We start from the raw sequence: 15,500 nt of genomic DNA, 5'->3' as shown, positions 1-15,500 counted from the left end.
CTCATCATTGGGGTATGAGCCCCAGCATCGGGGCCGCTCACCTATCGGCGCCCCATGATGAGCCGCCAAAGCTCGCCAAGCTGCGCCAAGGCCCGCTAAGGGTTTTGGCGTAGGATTTGGCGCAGTTTCTGACTCGGCGTAGGTTTTCTCTCATGACTGACTTTTCGGCCCGTGCTGCCAAGGCGATGCAGCCCGGCGAGCATCTGATTGTGCCGGACGCGCCCGGCCTCAGACTTGTGGCGACGGAGTCGAAGCGCAGCTGGACCTACCGATACAAAAGCCCCGTCAACGGCGCGATGCGCCAGGTGAAGCTGGGCAGCTGGCCGGCCATGGGCCTGCCGAGTGCGCTGGCCGCATGGCAGCCGCTGAAGACGAAGCGTGACGCCGGCAGCGACCCGGCCGTTGAAAAGAAGACCAAGCGGGCAGAGGCGCGGGCCAAGGCGGCGGCCGAGGTGCTGACGGTGCGCCGCGTGTGCGACGACTACCTGGGCTGGCTGCAGCGCCGCGTCGCCCCCAAAACCTACGCCGAAGCTAAGCGGCTGCTGGACCGGGACATCGCGCCCATCGAGGCGCGGCCGGCCTCGTCGATCAACCGCAGCGACGCCTTCAGCACCATCGAGGACAAGGCGGACGCCCCCGTGGTGGCGGCGATGCTGCGCCAGCACCTCGGCGCGGCGTGGGACCGGGCGCTCGACGCCGGCGAGTTGGCGCCGGACGTGCCCAACTGGTGGCGCCTGGTGCTGCGCGGCAAGCTGCCCAGCAAGGGCAAGAAGGTGGGTGGCAAGTCGGTTGGCGCCGGCAAGCGGTCGCTGAGCAACATCGAGGCCGGCCAGTTGCTGCGCTGGTTGCCGAACTTCACGCGGGACATGGAGGACATCCTCACGCTGTACCTGTGGACCTGCTGCCGCGGCGCCGAGATCGTCGCCATGGAGCGCGGCGAGCTTGCCGATGAGGCGGACGGCCTGTGGTGGACCATCCCGCGCCAGAAGCTCAAGATGCGGCGCAACCCGATGACGACGGACCTGCGTGTGCCGCTGATCGGTCGGGCCGAGGGCATCGTGCGCCGGCGGCTGGATGCCACGGCCGGTACCTGGATGTTTCCGTCACGCGGGCGAAGCGGTCACATCGAGCAGAAGGCGGTGGGGGTGGCAGTGTGGGCGCACCGCCCGGCGGCCGGCGCTCACCCGGAATGGGAGCGGCCGCGCTTTGAGCTGGACGACTGGGCGCCGCATGACCTGAGGCGCACCGGCCGCACGATGCTGGCGGCCCTGGGGTGCCCTGGGGAGGTCGCCGAAGCGATCCTGGGGCACCTGCTGCCGGGCATCGTGGGCACGTACAACCTGCATACTTACGACGCCGAGCGGCGGCACTGGCTCACGAAGCTTGCGGCGCACTATGAGTCTTGCGCTGCCCAGGTCAAACCGATGTCGGCGGGGCGGTGACAAAGGCGCTGGCCAGCCGCCAGAACACCCGCATGGCGGGAGCCTGATCGCTCAAGTCCAGCACGACGGCATAGGGAGCGGCCGGGTCGGTGACGCGGATGTGGCGGTCGTCCACGCGCTCGAAGCGCCAGCCGGGCGGCCCCAGCGCGGATGTGGGGTGGTCATGTGCAGCTTTCCTAGAGTCCTGCGAGTCGGCGCCATTCGCGCCAAGCATCACGCGCCGACCGGCCCCACGTCACTGGAGCGCCAACCACCGCGGGGCTCAGGCCCTTGTCCATGAGGACGATCAGCGGGAAAAGCGGCAGGGCAAGCAACCAAATGAGCTTCATGGGGACGGCTGCGCCCATCCAGGGGGCGCAGCTTGATGTTTTGACCGGATCACCCGGCCTTTGTGTCGCGTGCCGGCACTCTACAGCGGCTGAAATCTTTCGCAACTATGCGCTGCATAGCTTTCGGGTATCGGAAATTTCAGCGCGCTAGCGCAAAAAGACTTGTTGACAGGATGCGTGCCTTGTCCTAAATTACGGACATGCGCAGGGCAATCAGGCACTGCGCAAATTGGCAGAAAGGCCGAGACCATGACCACCATCAGCACCATCCGCGCAGCTCTCCGCAACGAGTTCGGCGCCCGCAAGTACCGCATCACCAAGGCCGGCGAAATCCACGCCTGGGGCGTCATGCCAAACAGCAACGGCCTCGGCTGGTATCTGTACGGCTGGACCAACGACACCACCACTCTCGCCCGCCTGGGCCTCTGAACATGAGCCGCCTCCTTGTTGAGGCTGGCGAGGCCCTTTACGGGCCTCGCTGGCAAACAGACCTTGCGAACGACCTTGGCGTGTCTGACCGCACCGTGCGTCGCTGGGCTGCTGGCACGCAGGACGTGCCGCAGGGCGCGTACACCGATCTGCTGCGCCTGACGCAAGAGCGGGCCGGGCTGCTGGATTCGCTGGCCGGGAGACTGCGCGAGGTGGGTTGAGGGGCATCGTCAGTTCTCAAGTACGGGATCAGCCGACGCGGCGGGCGTGGCGCAGGTTCTCGTAGACCTCAAATGCGCGCGTGCGGTCCGGGCCGACATCCAGCTGGCCGGCCAGCTCATACCAAGCCTTCTCGGCGGCGTCAGCAGCGGCGTGTGCCGTCCGCCGCAGGGCGGCGATGCGCTGAGCCTCGGCGTCGGCGACGGGCTGCTGAATGGTGGTCTTGTTCATGTCGATGTTCTTCAGGGGTGGGAGATCACCAGTCGCCGCTATGCGACCGGTCCAGCGTGTCCAGGCTCGCGCGTCGCGGCACCCAGTGATGGCCGCAGCTATCGCAGTCACACTCGGTCCCCAGCAGCACTCCAACGTCGTGGCACGACTCGGTGCTGACAACGCCATCTCGCACTCGGCGTGTTTCGACCACGGTGAAGGTCTCCAGCAGATCGAAGGACCGCGATCCGCATTTCGGGCATTTCATGGTCATGGTCAGGTGCCCTGTGAGGGGATGGTTTTCAAGCGCTTGCCGATCTGCGCCAGTCGTCGGTCAATGTCTGACGCCCCCTTGGTGGGATGGGTCTGAAACAGCGCCTCGGCCGGCACGCCATAGGCGAAGGCGTTGGTCATCGCTCGCTTGGGAAGCGGTCGTTTGCCGTTGACGAACTCGCTGTAATGGCTAGGCGCCATGCCCAGCACGGCGGCCCATTGGCGGCAGTCCAGGCCGTAGGCGTCCCTGCGGAATTCGACGGCCTCAATGACCGTTGGCAGTGCGCGGGGGCGGCTCACGGCAGGCTCCCCTGTACCGGGGGCTGGGAGCCTGCGTAGAACCGGACGGCGGCGATAAGGTCGTAGATGAGCCGGTGAGGCTTGTCCTCCCATTGCGCATGCAGTGGTCCGCCGCCTGGGGCCATGTGGTAGTCACGCAGTGGGTGATCCAGCGGGCGCGGTGCGATTTCGCAATCAAGCAGCTCAGCCCCTACTGCGGGGGCTTGAGAGCGGTAGCCCTCCAGAACCTTTGCGCAGTGCTGGTAGACGGGCGACGTGCCGTTGTCCCCCCGAAGCACGAGCGCGTGCATCGCAGACGCCAGCGCCTGCTCCAGCGAAGCAGCGTGTTCAGGCGCGGGGGCTTGGGCGGAGACGCAGGCATCCCATCCGGCCATGCGCTCATCCGACCAGACCTCACCTTGCCTGGCCGTCCACTCTTTTGCCGCCGGCAGCATCCCCTTGGGCTGGGGCTGGGCGTCCAGCGCCTGCTTCAGGTCGGCGACCAGATGGAACGGGATTCCAGCCAGCTGAGTCTTCCACAGATGGTCGATGAGGGCCTGCGCTGCGTCGCGCACTTCATCCCCCTCTGCTGGGGATGGCTGGGGCTGGGCGGCAAGGGCGGCGCGCAGGCCTGTGTTCGCGGCATCCCAGGCGCGCTGATAAGTGTCCAGCACGTCGCAGTCGTTCGCCGTCAGCGCCCGGCCGGGGTGCTGCTTCAGATTGAATGCACTGGTGGCCAGCGCTCCGCCAGCATGTCGCAGCTTGTCCAGCGCGTCGCGCAGCACCTGGCGCAGTGCACCCTCAGGGGCTTGGAATTTCTCGGTCATGCTGCGGCTCCCTTCATGAAGACAAGCCAGTGGGTGCCGGCCTTCTTGCCGGACGTGTTGCCGAACAGTGGCCGCAGCGGCGTCAGCGCCAGCACCTCGCTGAGCTTCACCTGCGTCTCGTTCCACTTGAAGACCAGCACGCCGTGCGGCTCCAGCACGCGCAGACACTCCGCGAGGCCTCGGCGCAGGTCGTCACGCCAGTCCTCGCCGAGCTTCCCGTATTTGGCCGCCAGCCAGGACTTCGGGCCGGCGCGCACCAGGTGGGGCGGGTCGAACGCCACCAACTTGAAGGAGCCATCCGGGTACGGCAGCGCGCGGAAGTCCAGCAGCGTGTCGGGCGCGATCTCGATGGTGCGCGTGCCGCTGGCGTTGCCGTGGCTGCGGTCGGTGACGGTGATGGTCTCGCTGCGGCGGTCGCCGAACACCGCGGCGGGGTTCTGGCGGTCGAACCACATCATGCGGCTGCCGCAGCACGGGTCCAGCACGACGGCACCCGGTGCAGGCTGGAACGCTGGGATTTCGGGGGTGGTCATTGGGGCTCCTGGTTCAGATCGCGAGGCCGGCCTGTTCCGGCTGCTGTTGTGGGGCGAGCTCGAAAAGCTGGGTCTGTTGCTGCGCTTGCTCGATGCGGAGGCATGCGTCATCGAAATACTGGTCTTCCAGCTCGATGCCGACGAAGTCATAGCCGGCGGCGAGCGCGGCGATGCCCGTGCTGCCGGCGCCCATGTACGGGTCACAGATGACGCTGCCGTCCGGCGCCTCGACGAACTGCAGGCACCACGCCATCAGCGCGACCGGCTTCTGTGTTGGGTGGACGCGCTGAACGCCGGCCGTGACTTCGTGGCGCGCCTCGGGGCCGACGCAGACGCCATCCCACAGCAGGCGGAAGATCCGCATGACCGCATCGGGCTTCACGTTGCACCATGCCAGTTCACCGTCGCCCTGGTCGCGGACCTTTCCGGTGGGCACCTTGTCCCAGCCGAGCCAGCGGCCACGCGGCAGACGGTCACCGAACTTGTGCGCACCCCACAGCAGCACTCGATCCGCAGCCGCGAGGATCAGCGCGGGGTCGAAAGGCTCATCGTCGCCCTTGATGCCCTGCGGGAACTGTCGGGCGAGGCCGGTCGAGTGCAGGCCCTTGGCGGTGCGGCGCTTGTCGTGGATCAGGTAGGGCCGGCCAGCGCCGGGCGCGCGGCCGGTCACCGACTTGCCGGTGACATTGGTGTTCAGCTTCTGGCCGTAGGGCGGGTCTGTGACGATGGCGGCAGGCCGTTCCAGGGTGGGCAGGATCAGCCGGCAGTCCCCGCGATACAGCGTGGCGTTGCCAATGGTGACGACCTCAAAGCTCATTGAATGGATCCTTCTCGGGGATGGGTTTCAGGGCGCTGAGGCGGCGGCCCTGCGCCCCGGGCCGGGCAGGGCATTGCTGACCGGGCGCGTCTCGGCGAACTCCTGCAGCTCGCGCCACAGCCAGCCTGTGCGGCCGGGGCTGATCCGCCGCGGTGGCGGCAGGTCGCCCGAGCGCACCAGCGACTCGACGGTGCCGTCGCTCACGCCGAGCGCGGCTGCGGCGTGGTGGCGGTCGACCATGAGCGGCGGCGCTTGAATGATGGTGGAGTTGGCTTTGCTCATGCTCTTGCGGCCCTGATGGCTTGGCGCTTGGCGGTGTAGATCCTGGTGGCCAGTTGCTCGAGCGCCTGGCCGGCGGTTTCGCCGCGGCGCTTGGCGACGGCGGCGACGTAGTCCTGGCGCTGTTCGCGCGAGGGCAGGTTGGCGATGTGGCGGGCTTCGCACTCGTGGCGCCAGGCTTCGCTGGCGCTGTCTGCCTGGCTGCCGTCGATGAGGGTGACGGTGTTCATGCGGACTGGGTGTAGGCCGGCCCGTACAGCTCGATGAGCGCGGCGGTGGACCAGGCGACGGCTTCGAGCGCGATGGCGCGGGGCACCCGGCGGGCGAGTTCGTCCATGACGTCGACGCCATGCTTGGCGAGTTGATAGTCAGGGCCGTCGAAGGCGACGCGGCCGGTTCGCTCGAAGCGCTCGACGAGGCGGGCGCAGCACTCGCGCTGCTCGGCCATCTCGTCGATGCCTATGCTCATGAGCTGCGCTGCGCGGTACCACGTCAGGACGTTGCTGGCCCAGTCGCGCAGGCTGGCGAAGGTCCCGCGGCCGGTGGCGATGTCGTTGAGCGTGTCGATGTGGGCGATGCCGACGTGGACGAGATCGCGCTTGGTCATGCGCACGGGGAAGGTGCGTTGGGCCCGGGCGAGCAGCTGGTCGCGGGTGAGGCGCTGGCGGGGCATCAGGCGGCCTCTTTCAGCGCGGCCGGACGCGGGTGGTCGAACCAGCCGAGCTGGCCCTTGGCGGCGATGAAGTGCAGCGGCGTGGCGTTGGCCAGCTTCCAGCCGAAGGGGCCTTGGAAGAAGGGGTCATCGCTCTCGGTGACGATGCCGGTGAGGGTGGCCACGCCGACGATGCCGCCGCGGGGCACGCGGTCCAGGTCGGTGAACGGCGGGACGAGGATGCCCAGCTCGGCGTCGAGGTGGGCGGCGATCTCGCGGTAGTCGCGCTGCACGATGCCGGCGCCAGCGTGGATGAGGAACTCGCCGCGGTAGCCGGTCGACCAGTCGCGGTTTTCGATGGTCTTGTGGCCTTGGGCGATGAGCCAGGCCCAGGGCTGGCGGATGCTGAGGGTGCGCATCAGCGGCGCTCCGTGATGGCGTTGACCCAGCCACGCGGCTGGTCGTCGATGTACTTGCCGGGGCGCAGGTTCGAGAACAGTCCCGGTTCACACGCGGCGAGGCGCTCGGCGGGGCCGGGCACGGTGGGGCATTCGATGGCGCGCACGCCGGGCGGCACGATGGCGTCGCCGGGCAGGTGGGCGGGCGCGGTGTGGTGCTTGATGGACACGCCGCGCGTGCAGCTGGCGCGGGCGCGGGCGGCCGACTCGGCGAGCAGGCGCACCTCGTGATCACTGGCCCACTCCTTGCGCGTGAACCAGCGACCGCGGCCGCGCTCGCCGGCACGGAAAAGACTGCCGCGCGTGGTGAGGTTGTAGAGGGTGGCCTGCACGCGTTCGGCGGTGGTGCCGGGTAGGGCGGTCAGGACGCCTTGCGCAGCCAGGCCGGCCTGGCCGGCCGCGCCGATGGCGTTGTAGATGCGCTTGCCGATGGAGTCGATGTTGCGCGGCTGGCTGTTGATCTTGCTGACCGTGGCCTTGGTCTTTTTGACGTTGCCTTGTCGGGCGACGAGGCTGAGCTGGTTCTGGGTGAGATCGAACTCGGCGCGCAGGCCGGCGTTGGGCTCGGTCGGGTAACGCGCGAGCAGCTCGGCGCGGCGAGCTGGGGTGAGGTCGGATAGGCGCATGGTGGGCTGCTCGCGCTCGGGCTTAGGCGCAGTTGCCCATCAGCAGCGGCACGCTGCCCAGGCCGGCGCGGACTTTCTCGATCAACTCTTTGGCGGCGGCTTCGTGCACGCGGTCGGGACGGATGAGCTCGTACCAGAAGCTGACCTTGCCGCTGCCGTGGCGGTACTTGAGGCGCGCGTCGATGCGGTAGCCGGGGCCGGCCCAGAACACCGGAATGCCGATCTGAAAGCGCTCAAAGAGCTTCATCTGGGTGAGCGTGGCGTCGTTGTCGTCGTCGACGTATTCCAGACGCACGCCGCCACCCTGAAGGCGGGCCACGCTCTTGATGCGCTTGTCGCTGTTGGCCTCGAACTCGGTGGCCATGGCGAGCATCTGCAGGCTGGTGGGGTAGCCGTCCATGGCGGCGATGTCGGGCTCGTGGCGCTCGATGAACTCGGCGAACTCGACCTGGCCGTGGGGCTGCTTGTTCGCGGCGCTCCAGACCTTCCACTCGGCGCTGGCGTCGGGCGTGTAGCTGGCGGTGTGGGCGCGCCAGCCTGCGGCGGCCTTGTCGTGTTCGTCGATGACGGCGGTGAAAGCGAGCGTGAAGGTCTGCGGGTTGAACTTGGCCCAGCAGACGGTGCGCGCGGTGGCGTGGCGGGCGACGTAGGCGAGGAAGCTGTCGGGGTCGTTCAGCGTGGCGGCGGCCTTGGTGCGGCGCGGGTTGGGCAGCAGGCGCTCGAGGTCGACTTCCTTGAGGTCGAAGCCTTTGGGGATGGCGATCTGCAGCAGCGTGTCGTTGTCAGCAGGATTGCCGACGGTGATGGCGCTGACGATGCTGGGCCGCGGCAGCTCGCGGGCGAGGGTCTGGGCGATGTTCTCGCCGTCGGTGTCGTAGTCGGACATGGGGGCTTTCAGCGTGGTGGGGAAGGTGGCGCGGGCGATCAGCTGGCGGTGCGCAGCTCGGCGGGCCTGGTGTCGACCTGGCGCAGGTCAAGCTTTTGCTGGGCGGGGTTGTCGACGACGAGGTTGCCCTCGACGGTGGCCCACAGCAGGGTGGTGTCGGGCTTGGGCTCGGGCACGGCGGCAGCGACGGTGGGCGTGATCTGCACGGCGCCGTTGCCGACCGTCTTGAGGGCCAGGGTGATGGACAGCTTGCCGGACTTGCCAGTGCCCTCCACGGCCTTGACCAGGGCGGCGAGCTCGTCGCTGCAGCGGTCCATGAAGGCGCCGCCGTCGAGCAGGCGCAGGGTGTCGGTGATGGGGCGGACGCTCATGGGTCTCCTTGGTGGTGAGGGGGGGGGTCAAAGGTCGTCGGCGCGCTCGCCGGATGCGAGGCGCTTGAGGTCGAGAGCGGGGGTGCGGTCGTCGCGGCGGCGGCGCTCGGTCAGCCCGTTAGTGCGGGCACTGGTGGGGTAGTCGCTGGCGCGCAGGCGCACGGGCTCGGGCGGGCAGTCAGCCAGAGATGAGGGGGCGTGCGGCAGGGTGGTGCTCTGGCCCTTGGACAGGCGAAGCGCCAGGCCCTGCACGAGGGCCGCGCGGCGGGCGTAGACCATCAGCTCAGCCAGCGTGAGGTCTGTTGGCCAGTCGGGGCGGCGGGCGAGGTCGAACGCGCGCTGCAGGTGTTCGGTGGTGATGACGGTCACAGCGGCCTCGCTTGGGGTTGGAGGTAGCGCGGCTCCATGCGGTTGGCGTTGGGGCCGCAGGCGCCGCCCGGGGCGCGAAGGATGGCGACGGGCTGCGGGCCGGCGAGGGGCTCGGCGGCGTCGGGGTGCCGGCAGGCGAGTTCAAGCCCAGCTTCGGCGCTGTGCACGCACAGCCGGCAGGCGCTATAGGCGGCGAGGGCGGGCTCGCGGGGGTGGAGCAGGGCAGTCACTTGCACTGCTCCGGCGTCTTGGGGCAGTCGATCTGTGGGCGGGGCGCGGGCTGCTCGTCGGTGCCGCCACCGCCGCAAGCGGCCAGCACCAGGCCGACGGCGCCGCCGATGGCGATGAGGGCGGTGGCCAGGGTGAGGCGCTGGCGGCGTGGGGCCGGTGCTGGGCGGGCCGGGCCGAGCTGGGCCTGCAGGCGCGCGGCGCGTGACATGAGGCGCCGCTGCTGGGCGTAGCTCTCGCGCAGGTAGATGGGGCCGACCCAGCGGAGCTCGCGGGAGTGCTCGCGCTCGCCGGCCACGCATTCGATGGCCCAGTGGAGGCCGGCGATGCGCAGGCGCAGGACGATGCGGCGCAGCAGGCCGGGGCGGGCGGGCGCGGTGTCGGCGCCCAGCTCGGTGCAGGCTTCAGCGGGCGAGTGTTGGCCGGCGATGCGGCCTTGGTGGTCGTACCCGTCGGGGATGTAGGGGCGGGCGGCGCTCATGCGGCGCTCCGCGTGGCCTGTGCTGCGGCGGCGTCGGCGGCGAAGCACATCCGGGCTTCGGCGATGGAGAGGGCGCTGGGGCCGAAGCAGTAGCTGCCGCTGGAGGGCTGGTCGAGCAGGGCGATGAGGCGCAGCTCGGCGGCTTCGCCCGCGACCGCGCCGATGACGCGCTGCAGGGCGATGGCGAGATCCTCGGCACGCGCTGTCGCGAGCGTCTCGCCCGTCAGGCCGTCATTGCCAGCCAGGCCCTCGGCGAGACGTTCAAGGACGTAGTCGGCGAGGTGCTGGGCGTGGGCCGAGGTGAGCGGTGCTGGCATTGGGCCTCCGGGTGGGGTGGAGGCAACTGTATGAAAGAAAATCCTTTAAGACAAGAAAAACTTTCTTTGAATGAAAGAAAAAGCCCGCTCGGAGCGGGCTGCGACGCGTTGCTATGGCGCTCTAGCGGGCGAGCTCGCTAAGCACAACCTCCTGCGCTGCGCCTTCGCGGACTTTGACCAGGGTTGCGACAACGCCGCCCTGGGTCGGGTTGTAGTTCCCAATCTCCCACGTCACTTCAGACCTGACGTAGTACTCGCCGGCGGGTAGATCAACGAACTTGAATCGGCCATCGCCGTCTGCGGTCACTGAGCGGCGTGCTTGTCGGAAGGCGGGTGAACCGGGCATCAGGTGGCGGAATGCGAAGATCCTCCCAGCCTTGCGATACCAGTCATGTCCAATGGTCGTCGCTGGATCGAGGGTGACGGTCCGCCCCGCGGCCTTCACAACGCCACCGCCCCGTTGAACAAGAAACGCTTGGCCGGCGAGCGTTGCCGTGCCCTTCGTTGTGTACGTCCCATAGGCTGCTTCGTCGCGCTCGGTGGGCTGCATGAACGAGGGATAGACCTGTTGCCGTGCGCAGCCAGCAATCGTCCATACCAGGGCCAGTGCGACCAGGCGACCGGTAGTCATGTTTGAGGCCCTTGCCGCTGGCGGCGAGGGCGGGGTGGGCGTACTGGCTGGGCAGGTGCCGCGCTCAGGTAGAAAACGCAACGAACCGGGCGGTTGATGACGATCTGCTGGGGCGGCGCGTCTGTTGGGTCGGGCGACGCATTGCCCGTGTTCGCCTGCAATTGCGCGATGAAGCGGTTTGCGGCGTCGTTTTCGTTCGTCAAGGTCTTTACCCCCAATGGGAGCGACCGACTCTAACTACCTCATCCCTATGATCAAAGTGAAAATTACCCCGATCAAGCCGAGGCCGAGAAGCACCCACCGAAACAGGCGAGTCGTCGCGTCGTGTCCGCACCACATGCATGCATCGGTGTGCGCCCACGTCTGGCGTTTGCACTGGCGGCAGATGCGGGCTTGAGACTCCTCAGGGGTCAACCGGTCCGCGCCGATGATGAACTCGCACTCCAGCGCATCGTTAACTTCGACGGATCTCATGTGCGTGCTTTGATGGGGGCCGGCTTCAGCGTCTTGAGCTTCGCAAGGTCACGCTCCAGCTCCAGGTCGACAGCGCGCACGAAGGTCGTGAACTCGTCGTTGCCTCGATGCTGATCAAGCTCGGAGGCCACGCGCAGCGCGACCGGGCGCCAATGAACGACCGGCAGTTTGAGATCCAGGTAGGCAGCCATCACGCGCTCAAGCTGTTCGAGGGCCTCGGCCGACATTTCCGCGATTTCGCTTGGGGCGATCCGCTTAAAGGGCCATGACGGTGACGCCGTGTACTCGGCACTTTCCTCCTTGGCGGTGTCTGCGAGCGACAGCCTGAATCCGTCGTAGTTCTCGTCGGCCAGCAGCGATTCGACGGTCGTGCCGAGCGCTTGCGCGACGTAGGGAAGGCGTGTTCGCTTGGGCGCGTACTCCCCTTCCTCCCAGCCGCGGATGGTCGGGCTGCTGATGGCCTTGTTGTTGCCTTCCAGGCGTTGAATTTCATCGCCGAGTTGCCGCCTGGACCAGCCCTTGGCTTCACGGAGCGCGCGAATTCTGGTGTGAATCGTCATGGGTTGGGGTGCTCTTTTTGCAAGTTTGTCTTGCGCACCTCGATGCGACAAACAAGGATTTTCTTTCGATGAAGGAAAATCTTTCGTATAGTCGGCGGTATGACGACCCCGCAAACACCGAACGAGGCTGCCCGGCGAGCGATACGGCTGCTTGGCGGGCCGTCGAAGGCCGCGCGCCTGCTCAAAGTGAAGAACGCGAGCCATCAAACGGTCCAGTCCTGGCTGAAGTACCGCGTCCCGGCGGAGTACTGCCCAGAGATTGAAGCGCAGACGCGTGCGCTTGGCGAGGTGGTGCCTTGCGAGCTGCTTCGACCGGACGTGCGCTGGGGCGCATTGCGCGTTCCGGCTGCGGAAGGGAAGGGGGCTGCTGACGAGTCCATGCCCGCAGTCTCAGGCACGCCACCGGACATCCGTGCCGCCAATCAGACCGCCTCGGAGAACCTCTGAATGAGCCCCCTGTTGATCGCGGCGCGCGCCATCGCGAAGCACTACCCCGGCGGCGCCGCTGGCCTGGGGCGTGACATGGGCGGCAAGACCAACCTCGCCGACGAGCTGAACCCGAACCTGCCGAAGTCCAAGCTCGGCCTCGAAGACGCGGTGGAGATGGAGATCCTGGCCAACGACTACCGCATCCTGTACGAGCACTGCGCGATGACGAGGCACTTCCCGGCGCTGCCGATGCCCGAGGGCTTCGACATGGCCGATGACCAGTGCATGCGCACGCTGTCGGAGACGGCCAAGGAGTTCAGCGACGTGGTGTCGTCGACGGCGATGGCGCTGAGCGACGGTGTCGTCAGCGACAACGACCTGGCCCAGGTCACCCGTGAATGGAGCGAGCTCATCGTGAAGGGTCAAGCCTTGATGCAGCAGCTCTCCGCACTCAACGCGCGCCTCAAGGCGAGGTCCGCTTGAGCCGCCAACAACCTCAACACCCGATGACCGATCGGGCCCGCCAGCCATCCGCCTCCCTCAGTAGGCCTCGCCCGGACGCTGGACTCACGGGATTGCATACAGGGCCAGCCGGCGGCCCCCTGACGAATCGGTCTAGCCGCCACCTTCCCCCCCAAGCCCCGCACCCCACGCCAGGGCAGGGCGCCGCCCTCGGTCGTCGTTGCGTTGCATGGTTGCAACTCGCGCACCAAGTTGGTGGGTCCCTCCTGGCCGGTCTGGTGTCGGGTGATTTGAACCGACCCGGTCCGCTAGGCTGCGGCGCGGCGGGATAGGCAACATGGGCCTGCTGAACTACTCGGACGCCGAGGGCCAACTGCTCGCGGCTGGCCTGATCCTCAAGGGCTCGCTCGAGGTGGGCACCGTCAAGCCGGTGCGCTGCCGGGTCGAGGGCCACGACAAAGAGCGCCGCGGCTGGTATCGCCTGTACGAGATGCCGCTCGACTCGGGCGACTCCCTGCTCGTCGGCAGCTACGGCATCTGGCAGGGGGCGGACAACGGCGCCACCAAGATCGAGCTGCCCAAGCTCGGCCGCGAGCGCCTCACCGTCGCCCAGGCCGAGGCGCTGAAGGCGCGCATGGCCGCCGACCGCAAGGCAGCCGCCGCGGAGCTGGCCATCCAGCACGAGCGCGCTGCCGCCCGCGCCGCCAGTGGCTGGGCCAAGTGCAGCCGGGAGGCCGGCGCCAACGCCTACCTCACCCGCAAGGGCCTGCCGCCTGGCCAGCTCTACGGCGCGCGCATCACGGGGCAGGGCAACCTCGTCATCCCGCTGGCCGACGCCCGCGCCAGAGTCTGGGGGTTGCAGGTCATCTACAGCGACCCCGCCGTCAAGGCCAAGAAGGGCCGCGACAAAGACTACTGGCCGCAGGGCCTCGCCAAGCAAGGCCACTTCCATCTCATCGGCCTGGTCGGCCGCGGCAGCGTCGTGCTGCTGTGCGAGGGCTTCGCCACCGGCGCGTCACTTCACGAGGCCACCGGCCTGCCCGTCGCCATCGCCTTCGACGCCGGCAACCTGCTCCCCGTCGCCAAGGCCCTGGCCGCCCAGCACAAGGGCGTGCGCATCATGGTGTGCGCCGATGACGACTGGCTGCAGAAGTGCCGCGCCTGTGGTCATCTCACGCCCGTCGAAGCCGGCCCTGGCTGCGCCCATTGCGGCGCCGAGCACAAGGGCGACAACGCCGGCGTCAGCTGCGCCAGCGCTGCCGCCATGGCCGTCGGCGGCGCCTGGGTCCGCCCCGAGTTCCCAGCGCAACGCCCCGCCGACAAGAAGGGCGACACCGACTTCAACGACCTGCACGTCCACCCCGCGGGCGGCCTCACCTTGGTGTCCGCGCAAGTCAGCGCCGCCCTCGAGGCACAAGGGTGGCGCGTTGCCACCCCCGCCCGGGCGGCGCCGCCGCCCGCACCGCAGGGGGAGGGGGAGAGCGCCCCTGCAGGCCGCCGCCAGGCCGTCGCCGTCATGTCGCTCGACGACCTCGTCGACCGCTTCATCCCCCTGGACGACGGCACCGGCGAGTTTCTCTTCGACACCTGGACGAACAAGATCGCCCGCATCGGCCAGGCCGTGCGCCTGCTCGCCAAGGGCGTCCGCTGGGACGACGTCAAAGCCCACCCCGGCTGGATCAGCCGCGGCGCCTACTACCTCGACCAGGTCGGCTTCGACCCCTCCGGCGGCGACAGCAACGTCAAGCTCAACACCTGGCAAGGCTGGCCCCTCCAGCCCATCGCCGGCAAGTGCGACAAGCTCCTCGCGCTGCTGCGCTACCTCTGCGGCGAAGACAACGGCGACGAGGTCTATTGGTGGCTCCTCCGCTGGCTGGCCTACCCCCTGCAGCACCCCGGCGCCAAGCTCGCCAGCGCGCTCATCATGCACGGCCCCCAGGGCACGGGCAAAAGCACCTTCTTCCAGACCTATGCGCGGATCTTTGGCGACTACGCCACCGTGCTCAACCAGCGCGGCCTCGAAGACAAGTTCAACAGCGACTGGACCGACTCCAAGCTCTTCCTGCTGGCCGAGGAAGTCGTCACCCGCCAGGAGATGTGGCACATCAAGAACGAGCTGAAAGAGCTCGTCACCGGCGACTGGGTGCGCATCAACACCAAGCAGGTCGCCGCCTACCGCCAGCGCAACCAGATCAACCTCATCTTCCTGTCCAACGAGGGCATGCCGCTGCCCCTCGACAACGACGACCGCCGCCACCTCGTCGTCTGGACGCCCCCGCAGCGCGAGCCCGCCTACTACGACGCCGTCAACGCTGAGATCGACGCCGGCGGCGTGGCCGCGCTGTACCACTACCTCCTCACCCTCGACCTGGCCGACTTCCACCCCAAGAAGCGCCCGCCCAACACCCACGCCAAGGCCGAGCTCATCCAGGTCAGCAAGACGAGCGAGCTGCGCTTCGTCGACGAGTGGACCCAGCGCGAGCTGCCCCTGCCGCTGTGCCCCTGCGTCGCGCTCGACCTCTACGGCGCCTACCTCTCCTGGTGCAAGTTCAACGGCGAGAAGTTCCCCCGCGCCAGCAACCAGTTCCTCAACCTCGTCGGCCGCCTCAACGGCTGGGAGAAAGACCGCTACCGCATCCGCCCTGACGGCATCCCCATCGCCAAGCAGGCCAGCCTCGTCATCCCCTCGCCGCAGGCGCTCCAGCGCGGCGAAAGCGCCCGGCCCGACACCGTTGCAGACGCCATCTGGCTCGGCGACTGGTGCGTCAAGTTCGCCGACGCCGCCGCGGAATACGCCAAGGGGGGCTCATGGCGCTCCTGAAAACCCCCGTTTTGCCCCGTCTGTGCAGGGCTTTGGCCCACCTGTGCAGGGTACCCATCACAGCGCAAGTCCTTGATTTTTCAGGGTTTGTGATGGGT

At 68.1% G+C, this 15,500-nt stretch carries 25 protein-coding genes; 6 read left to right on the top strand and 19 right to left on the bottom strand.

Annotated elements, in window-relative coordinates; translation table 11 throughout:
- Positions 1–116 precede the first annotated feature (116 nt).
- Positions 117–1,442: an integrase arm-type DNA-binding domain-containing protein gene (locus ASD35_RS15830; protein WP_235538367.1), complete on the top strand. Its 1,326-nt coding sequence runs from the start codon at positions 117–119 to the stop codon at positions 1,440–1,442.
- Here ASD35_RS15830 and ASD35_RS15825 read toward each other — a convergent pair.
- Positions 1,417–1,656, bottom strand: coding sequence for a hypothetical protein (locus ASD35_RS15825; RefSeq protein WP_056875926.1), 240 nt, complete (start codon positions 1,654–1,656; stop codon positions 1,417–1,419). The genes ASD35_RS15830 and ASD35_RS15825 overlap by 26 nt on opposite strands.
- Before the next feature lie 364 nt (positions 1,657–2,020).
- On the opposite strand from ASD35_RS15825, the gene ASD35_RS15820 reads away from it, so the two are divergent.
- Both ASD35_RS15820 and ASD35_RS15815 read left to right on the top strand, forming a co-directional pair.
- Entirely contained in the window at positions 2,021–2,200 is a 180-nt protein-coding gene (locus ASD35_RS15820) for a hypothetical protein (protein WP_056875925.1), read from the top strand.
- 2 nt (positions 2,201–2,202) lie between these two features.
- Positions 2,203–2,421, top strand: a complete 219-nt coding sequence (locus ASD35_RS15815) for a hypothetical protein (RefSeq protein WP_056875924.1) — start codon at positions 2,203–2,205, stop codon at positions 2,419–2,421.
- Between the two features lie 28 nt (positions 2,422–2,449).
- Here the strand turns inward: ASD35_RS15815 and ASD35_RS15810 are convergent, their stop codons facing one another.
- The 18 genes from ASD35_RS15810 to ASD35_RS15720 all read right to left on the bottom strand — a co-directional run bounded on the left by ASD35_RS15810 (position 2,450) and on the right by ASD35_RS15720 (position 11,690).
- Positions 2,450–2,650 (bottom strand): hypothetical protein, encoded by a 201-nt coding sequence (locus tag ASD35_RS15810; RefSeq protein WP_056875923.1) that lies wholly within the window; start codon positions 2,648–2,650, stop codon positions 2,450–2,452.
- 255 nt (positions 2,651–2,905) lie between these two features.
- On the bottom strand, positions 2,906–3,202 hold the full coding sequence (locus ASD35_RS15805) for a helix-turn-helix domain-containing protein (RefSeq protein WP_056875922.1): 297 nt from the start codon (positions 3,200–3,202) through the stop codon (positions 2,906–2,908).
- Positions 3,199–4,008, bottom strand: coding sequence for a hypothetical protein (locus ASD35_RS15800; protein ID WP_056875921.1), 810 nt, complete (start codon positions 4,006–4,008; stop codon positions 3,199–3,201). The genes ASD35_RS15805 and ASD35_RS15800 overlap by 4 nt, the downstream gene beginning before the upstream one ends.
- Entirely contained in the window at positions 4,005–4,541 is a 537-nt protein-coding gene (locus tag ASD35_RS15795; protein WP_056875920.1) for a class I SAM-dependent methyltransferase, read from the bottom strand. Before ASD35_RS15795 ends, ASD35_RS15800 begins: the two co-directional genes overlap by 4 nt.
- Positions 4,542–4,554: 13 nt before the next feature.
- On the bottom strand, positions 4,555–5,358 hold the full coding sequence (locus ASD35_RS15790) for a DNA methyltransferase (protein WP_056875919.1): 804 nt from the start codon (positions 5,356–5,358) through the stop codon (positions 4,555–4,557).
- A 27-nt stretch (positions 5,359–5,385) separates the two neighbouring features.
- Positions 5,386–5,640 carry an AlpA family transcriptional regulator gene (locus ASD35_RS15785; protein WP_235538366.1) on the bottom strand — a complete coding sequence of 85 codons (255 nt, stop codon included), beginning with the start codon at positions 5,638–5,640 and terminating at the stop codon, positions 5,386–5,388.
- On the bottom strand, positions 5,637–5,867 hold the full coding sequence (locus ASD35_RS15780) for a hypothetical protein (protein WP_056875918.1): 231 nt from the start codon (positions 5,865–5,867) through the stop codon (positions 5,637–5,639). Before ASD35_RS15780 ends, ASD35_RS15785 begins: the two co-directional genes overlap by 4 nt.
- On the bottom strand, positions 5,864–6,310 hold the full coding sequence (locus ASD35_RS15775; RefSeq protein WP_056875917.1) for a hypothetical protein: 447 nt from the start codon (positions 6,308–6,310) through the stop codon (positions 5,864–5,866). The genes ASD35_RS15780 and ASD35_RS15775 overlap by 4 nt, the downstream gene beginning before the upstream one ends.
- Positions 6,310–6,708 carry an ASCH domain-containing protein gene (locus ASD35_RS15770; protein WP_056875916.1) on the bottom strand — a complete coding sequence of 133 codons (399 nt, stop codon included), beginning with the start codon at positions 6,706–6,708 and terminating at the stop codon, positions 6,310–6,312. The genes ASD35_RS15775 and ASD35_RS15770 overlap by 1 nt, the downstream gene beginning before the upstream one ends.
- Positions 6,708–7,373: a hypothetical protein gene (locus tag ASD35_RS15765; protein ID WP_056875915.1), complete on the bottom strand. Its 666-nt coding sequence runs from the start codon at positions 7,371–7,373 to the stop codon at positions 6,708–6,710. The genes ASD35_RS15770 and ASD35_RS15765 overlap by 1 nt, the downstream gene beginning before the upstream one ends.
- A gap of 22 nt (positions 7,374–7,395) precedes the next feature.
- Positions 7,396–8,259: a DUF2303 family protein gene (locus ASD35_RS15760; protein ID WP_056875914.1), complete on the bottom strand. Its 864-nt coding sequence runs from the start codon at positions 8,257–8,259 to the stop codon at positions 7,396–7,398.
- 38 nt (positions 8,260–8,297) lie between these two features.
- Positions 8,298–8,630, bottom strand: coding sequence for a hypothetical protein (locus tag ASD35_RS15755; RefSeq protein ID WP_056875913.1), 333 nt, complete (start codon positions 8,628–8,630; stop codon positions 8,298–8,300).
- A 27-nt stretch (positions 8,631–8,657) separates the two neighbouring features.
- Positions 8,658–8,999: a hypothetical protein gene (locus tag ASD35_RS15750; protein WP_056875912.1), complete on the bottom strand. Its 342-nt coding sequence runs from the start codon at positions 8,997–8,999 to the stop codon at positions 8,658–8,660.
- The gene (locus tag ASD35_RS15745; protein ID WP_056875911.1) at positions 8,996–9,229 is read right to left on the bottom strand and encodes a hypothetical protein; all 234 of its coding nucleotides are present in this window, start codon (positions 9,227–9,229) and stop codon (positions 8,996–8,998) included. The genes ASD35_RS15750 and ASD35_RS15745 overlap by 4 nt, the downstream gene beginning before the upstream one ends.
- Entirely contained in the window at positions 9,226–9,708 is a 483-nt protein-coding gene (locus ASD35_RS15740) for a hypothetical protein (RefSeq protein WP_056875910.1), read from the bottom strand. Before ASD35_RS15740 ends, ASD35_RS15745 begins: the two co-directional genes overlap by 4 nt.
- Positions 9,705–10,025, bottom strand: a complete 321-nt coding sequence (locus ASD35_RS15735; protein WP_056875909.1) for a hypothetical protein — start codon at positions 10,023–10,025, stop codon at positions 9,705–9,707. The genes ASD35_RS15740 and ASD35_RS15735 overlap by 4 nt, the downstream gene beginning before the upstream one ends.
- 121 nt (positions 10,026–10,146) lie before the next feature.
- Complete coding sequence (locus ASD35_RS15730; RefSeq protein WP_056875908.1) at positions 10,147–10,656, bottom strand: hypothetical protein; 510 nt, start codon at positions 10,654–10,656, stop codon at positions 10,147–10,149.
- Between the two features lie 470 nt (positions 10,657–11,126).
- On the bottom strand, positions 11,127–11,690 hold the full coding sequence (locus tag ASD35_RS15720) for a helix-turn-helix transcriptional regulator (protein WP_056875906.1): 564 nt from the start codon (positions 11,688–11,690) through the stop codon (positions 11,127–11,129).
- Positions 11,691–11,789: 99 nt separating this feature from the next.
- On the opposite strand from ASD35_RS15720, the gene ASD35_RS15715 reads away from it, so the two are divergent.
- The 3 genes from ASD35_RS15715 to ASD35_RS15705 all read left to right on the top strand — a co-directional run bounded on the left by ASD35_RS15715 (position 11,790) and on the right by ASD35_RS15705 (position 15,402).
- The gene (locus ASD35_RS15715) at positions 11,790–12,137 is read left to right on the top strand and encodes a YdaS family helix-turn-helix protein (protein ID WP_056875905.1); all 348 of its coding nucleotides are present in this window, start codon (positions 11,790–11,792) and stop codon (positions 12,135–12,137) included.
- Positions 12,138–12,602 (top strand): phage regulatory CII family protein, encoded by a 465-nt coding sequence (locus ASD35_RS15710; protein ID WP_056875904.1) that lies wholly within the window; start codon positions 12,138–12,140, stop codon positions 12,600–12,602. It begins immediately after the preceding gene.
- A gap of 316 nt (positions 12,603–12,918) precedes the next feature.
- Positions 12,919–15,402 carry a DUF5906 domain-containing protein gene (locus ASD35_RS15705; protein ID WP_056875903.1) on the top strand — a complete coding sequence of 828 codons (2,484 nt, stop codon included), beginning with the start codon at positions 12,919–12,921 and terminating at the stop codon, positions 15,400–15,402.
- Positions 15,403–15,500 lie beyond the last annotated feature (98 nt).

It is taken from the genome of Pelomonas sp. Root1444 (assembly GCF_001426885.1).
Classification (GTDB): Bacteria; Pseudomonadota; Gammaproteobacteria; order Burkholderiales; family Burkholderiaceae_C; genus Pelomonas.
This window is presented reverse-complemented; position numbering and strand designations above follow the sequence as displayed.

What these genes read in the sequence shown, in the direction of transcription:
- ASD35_RS15735 (WP_056875909.1), bottom strand. Translation starts at nt 10,025, where the DNA reads ATGCCAGCACCGCTCACCTCGGCCCACGCCCAGCACCTCGCCGACTAC.
- ASD35_RS15765 (WP_056875915.1), bottom strand. Translation starts at nt 7,373, where the DNA reads ATGCGCCTATCCGACCTCACCCCAGCTCGCCGCGCCGAGCTGCTCGCG.
- ASD35_RS15810 (WP_056875923.1), bottom strand. Translation starts at nt 2,650, where the DNA reads ATGAACAAGACCACCATTCAGCAGCCCGTCGCCGACGCCGAGGCTCAG.
- ASD35_RS15780 (WP_056875918.1), bottom strand. Translation starts at nt 5,867, where the DNA reads ATGAACACCGTCACCCTCATCGACGGCAGCCAGGCAGACAGCGCCAGC.
- ASD35_RS15815 (WP_056875924.1), top strand. Translation starts at nt 2,203, where the DNA reads ATGAGCCGCCTCCTTGTTGAGGCTGGCGAGGCCCTTTACGGGCCTCGC.
- ASD35_RS15760 (WP_056875914.1), bottom strand. Translation starts at nt 8,259, where the DNA reads ATGTCCGACTACGACACCGACGGCGAGAACATCGCCCAGACCCTCGCC.
- ASD35_RS15720 (WP_056875906.1), bottom strand. Translation starts at nt 11,690, where the DNA reads ATGACGATTCACACCAGAATTCGCGCGCTCCGTGAAGCCAAGGGCTGG.
- ASD35_RS15710 (WP_056875904.1), top strand. Translation starts at nt 12,138, where the DNA reads ATGAGCCCCCTGTTGATCGCGGCGCGCGCCATCGCGAAGCACTACCCC.
- ASD35_RS15715 (WP_056875905.1), top strand. Translation starts at nt 11,790, where the DNA reads ATGACGACCCCGCAAACACCGAACGAGGCTGCCCGGCGAGCGATACGG.
- ASD35_RS15790 (WP_056875919.1), bottom strand. Translation starts at nt 5,358, where the DNA reads ATGAGCTTTGAGGTCGTCACCATTGGCAACGCCACGCTGTATCGCGGG.
- ASD35_RS15740 (WP_056875910.1), bottom strand. Translation starts at nt 9,708, where the DNA reads ATGAGCGCCGCCCGCCCCTACATCCCCGACGGGTACGACCACCAAGGC.
- ASD35_RS15800 (WP_056875921.1), bottom strand. Translation starts at nt 4,008, where the DNA reads ATGACCGAGAAATTCCAAGCCCCTGAGGGTGCACTGCGCCAGGTGCTG.
- ASD35_RS15825 (WP_056875926.1), bottom strand. Translation starts at nt 1,656, where the DNA reads ATGCTTGGCGCGAATGGCGCCGACTCGCAGGACTCTAGGAAAGCTGCA.
- ASD35_RS15795 (WP_056875920.1), bottom strand. Translation starts at nt 4,541, where the DNA reads ATGACCACCCCCGAAATCCCAGCGTTCCAGCCTGCACCGGGTGCCGTC.
- ASD35_RS15730 (WP_056875908.1), bottom strand. Translation starts at nt 10,656, where the DNA reads ATGACTACCGGTCGCCTGGTCGCACTGGCCCTGGTATGGACGATTGCT.
- ASD35_RS15755 (WP_056875913.1), bottom strand. Translation starts at nt 8,630, where the DNA reads ATGAGCGTCCGCCCCATCACCGACACCCTGCGCCTGCTCGACGGCGGC.
- ASD35_RS15785 (WP_235538366.1), bottom strand. Translation starts at nt 5,640, where the DNA reads ATGAGCAAAGCCAACTCCACCATCATTCAAGCGCCGCCGCTCATGGTC.
- ASD35_RS15770 (WP_056875916.1), bottom strand. Translation starts at nt 6,708, where the DNA reads ATGCGCACCCTCAGCATCCGCCAGCCCTGGGCCTGGCTCATCGCCCAA.
- ASD35_RS15705 (WP_056875903.1), top strand. Translation starts at nt 12,919, where the DNA reads ATGGGCCTGCTGAACTACTCGGACGCCGAGGGCCAACTGCTCGCGGCT.
- ASD35_RS15775 (WP_056875917.1), bottom strand. Translation starts at nt 6,310, where the DNA reads ATGCCCCGCCAGCGCCTCACCCGCGACCAGCTGCTCGCCCGGGCCCAA.
- ASD35_RS15820 (WP_056875925.1), top strand. Translation starts at nt 2,021, where the DNA reads ATGACCACCATCAGCACCATCCGCGCAGCTCTCCGCAACGAGTTCGGC.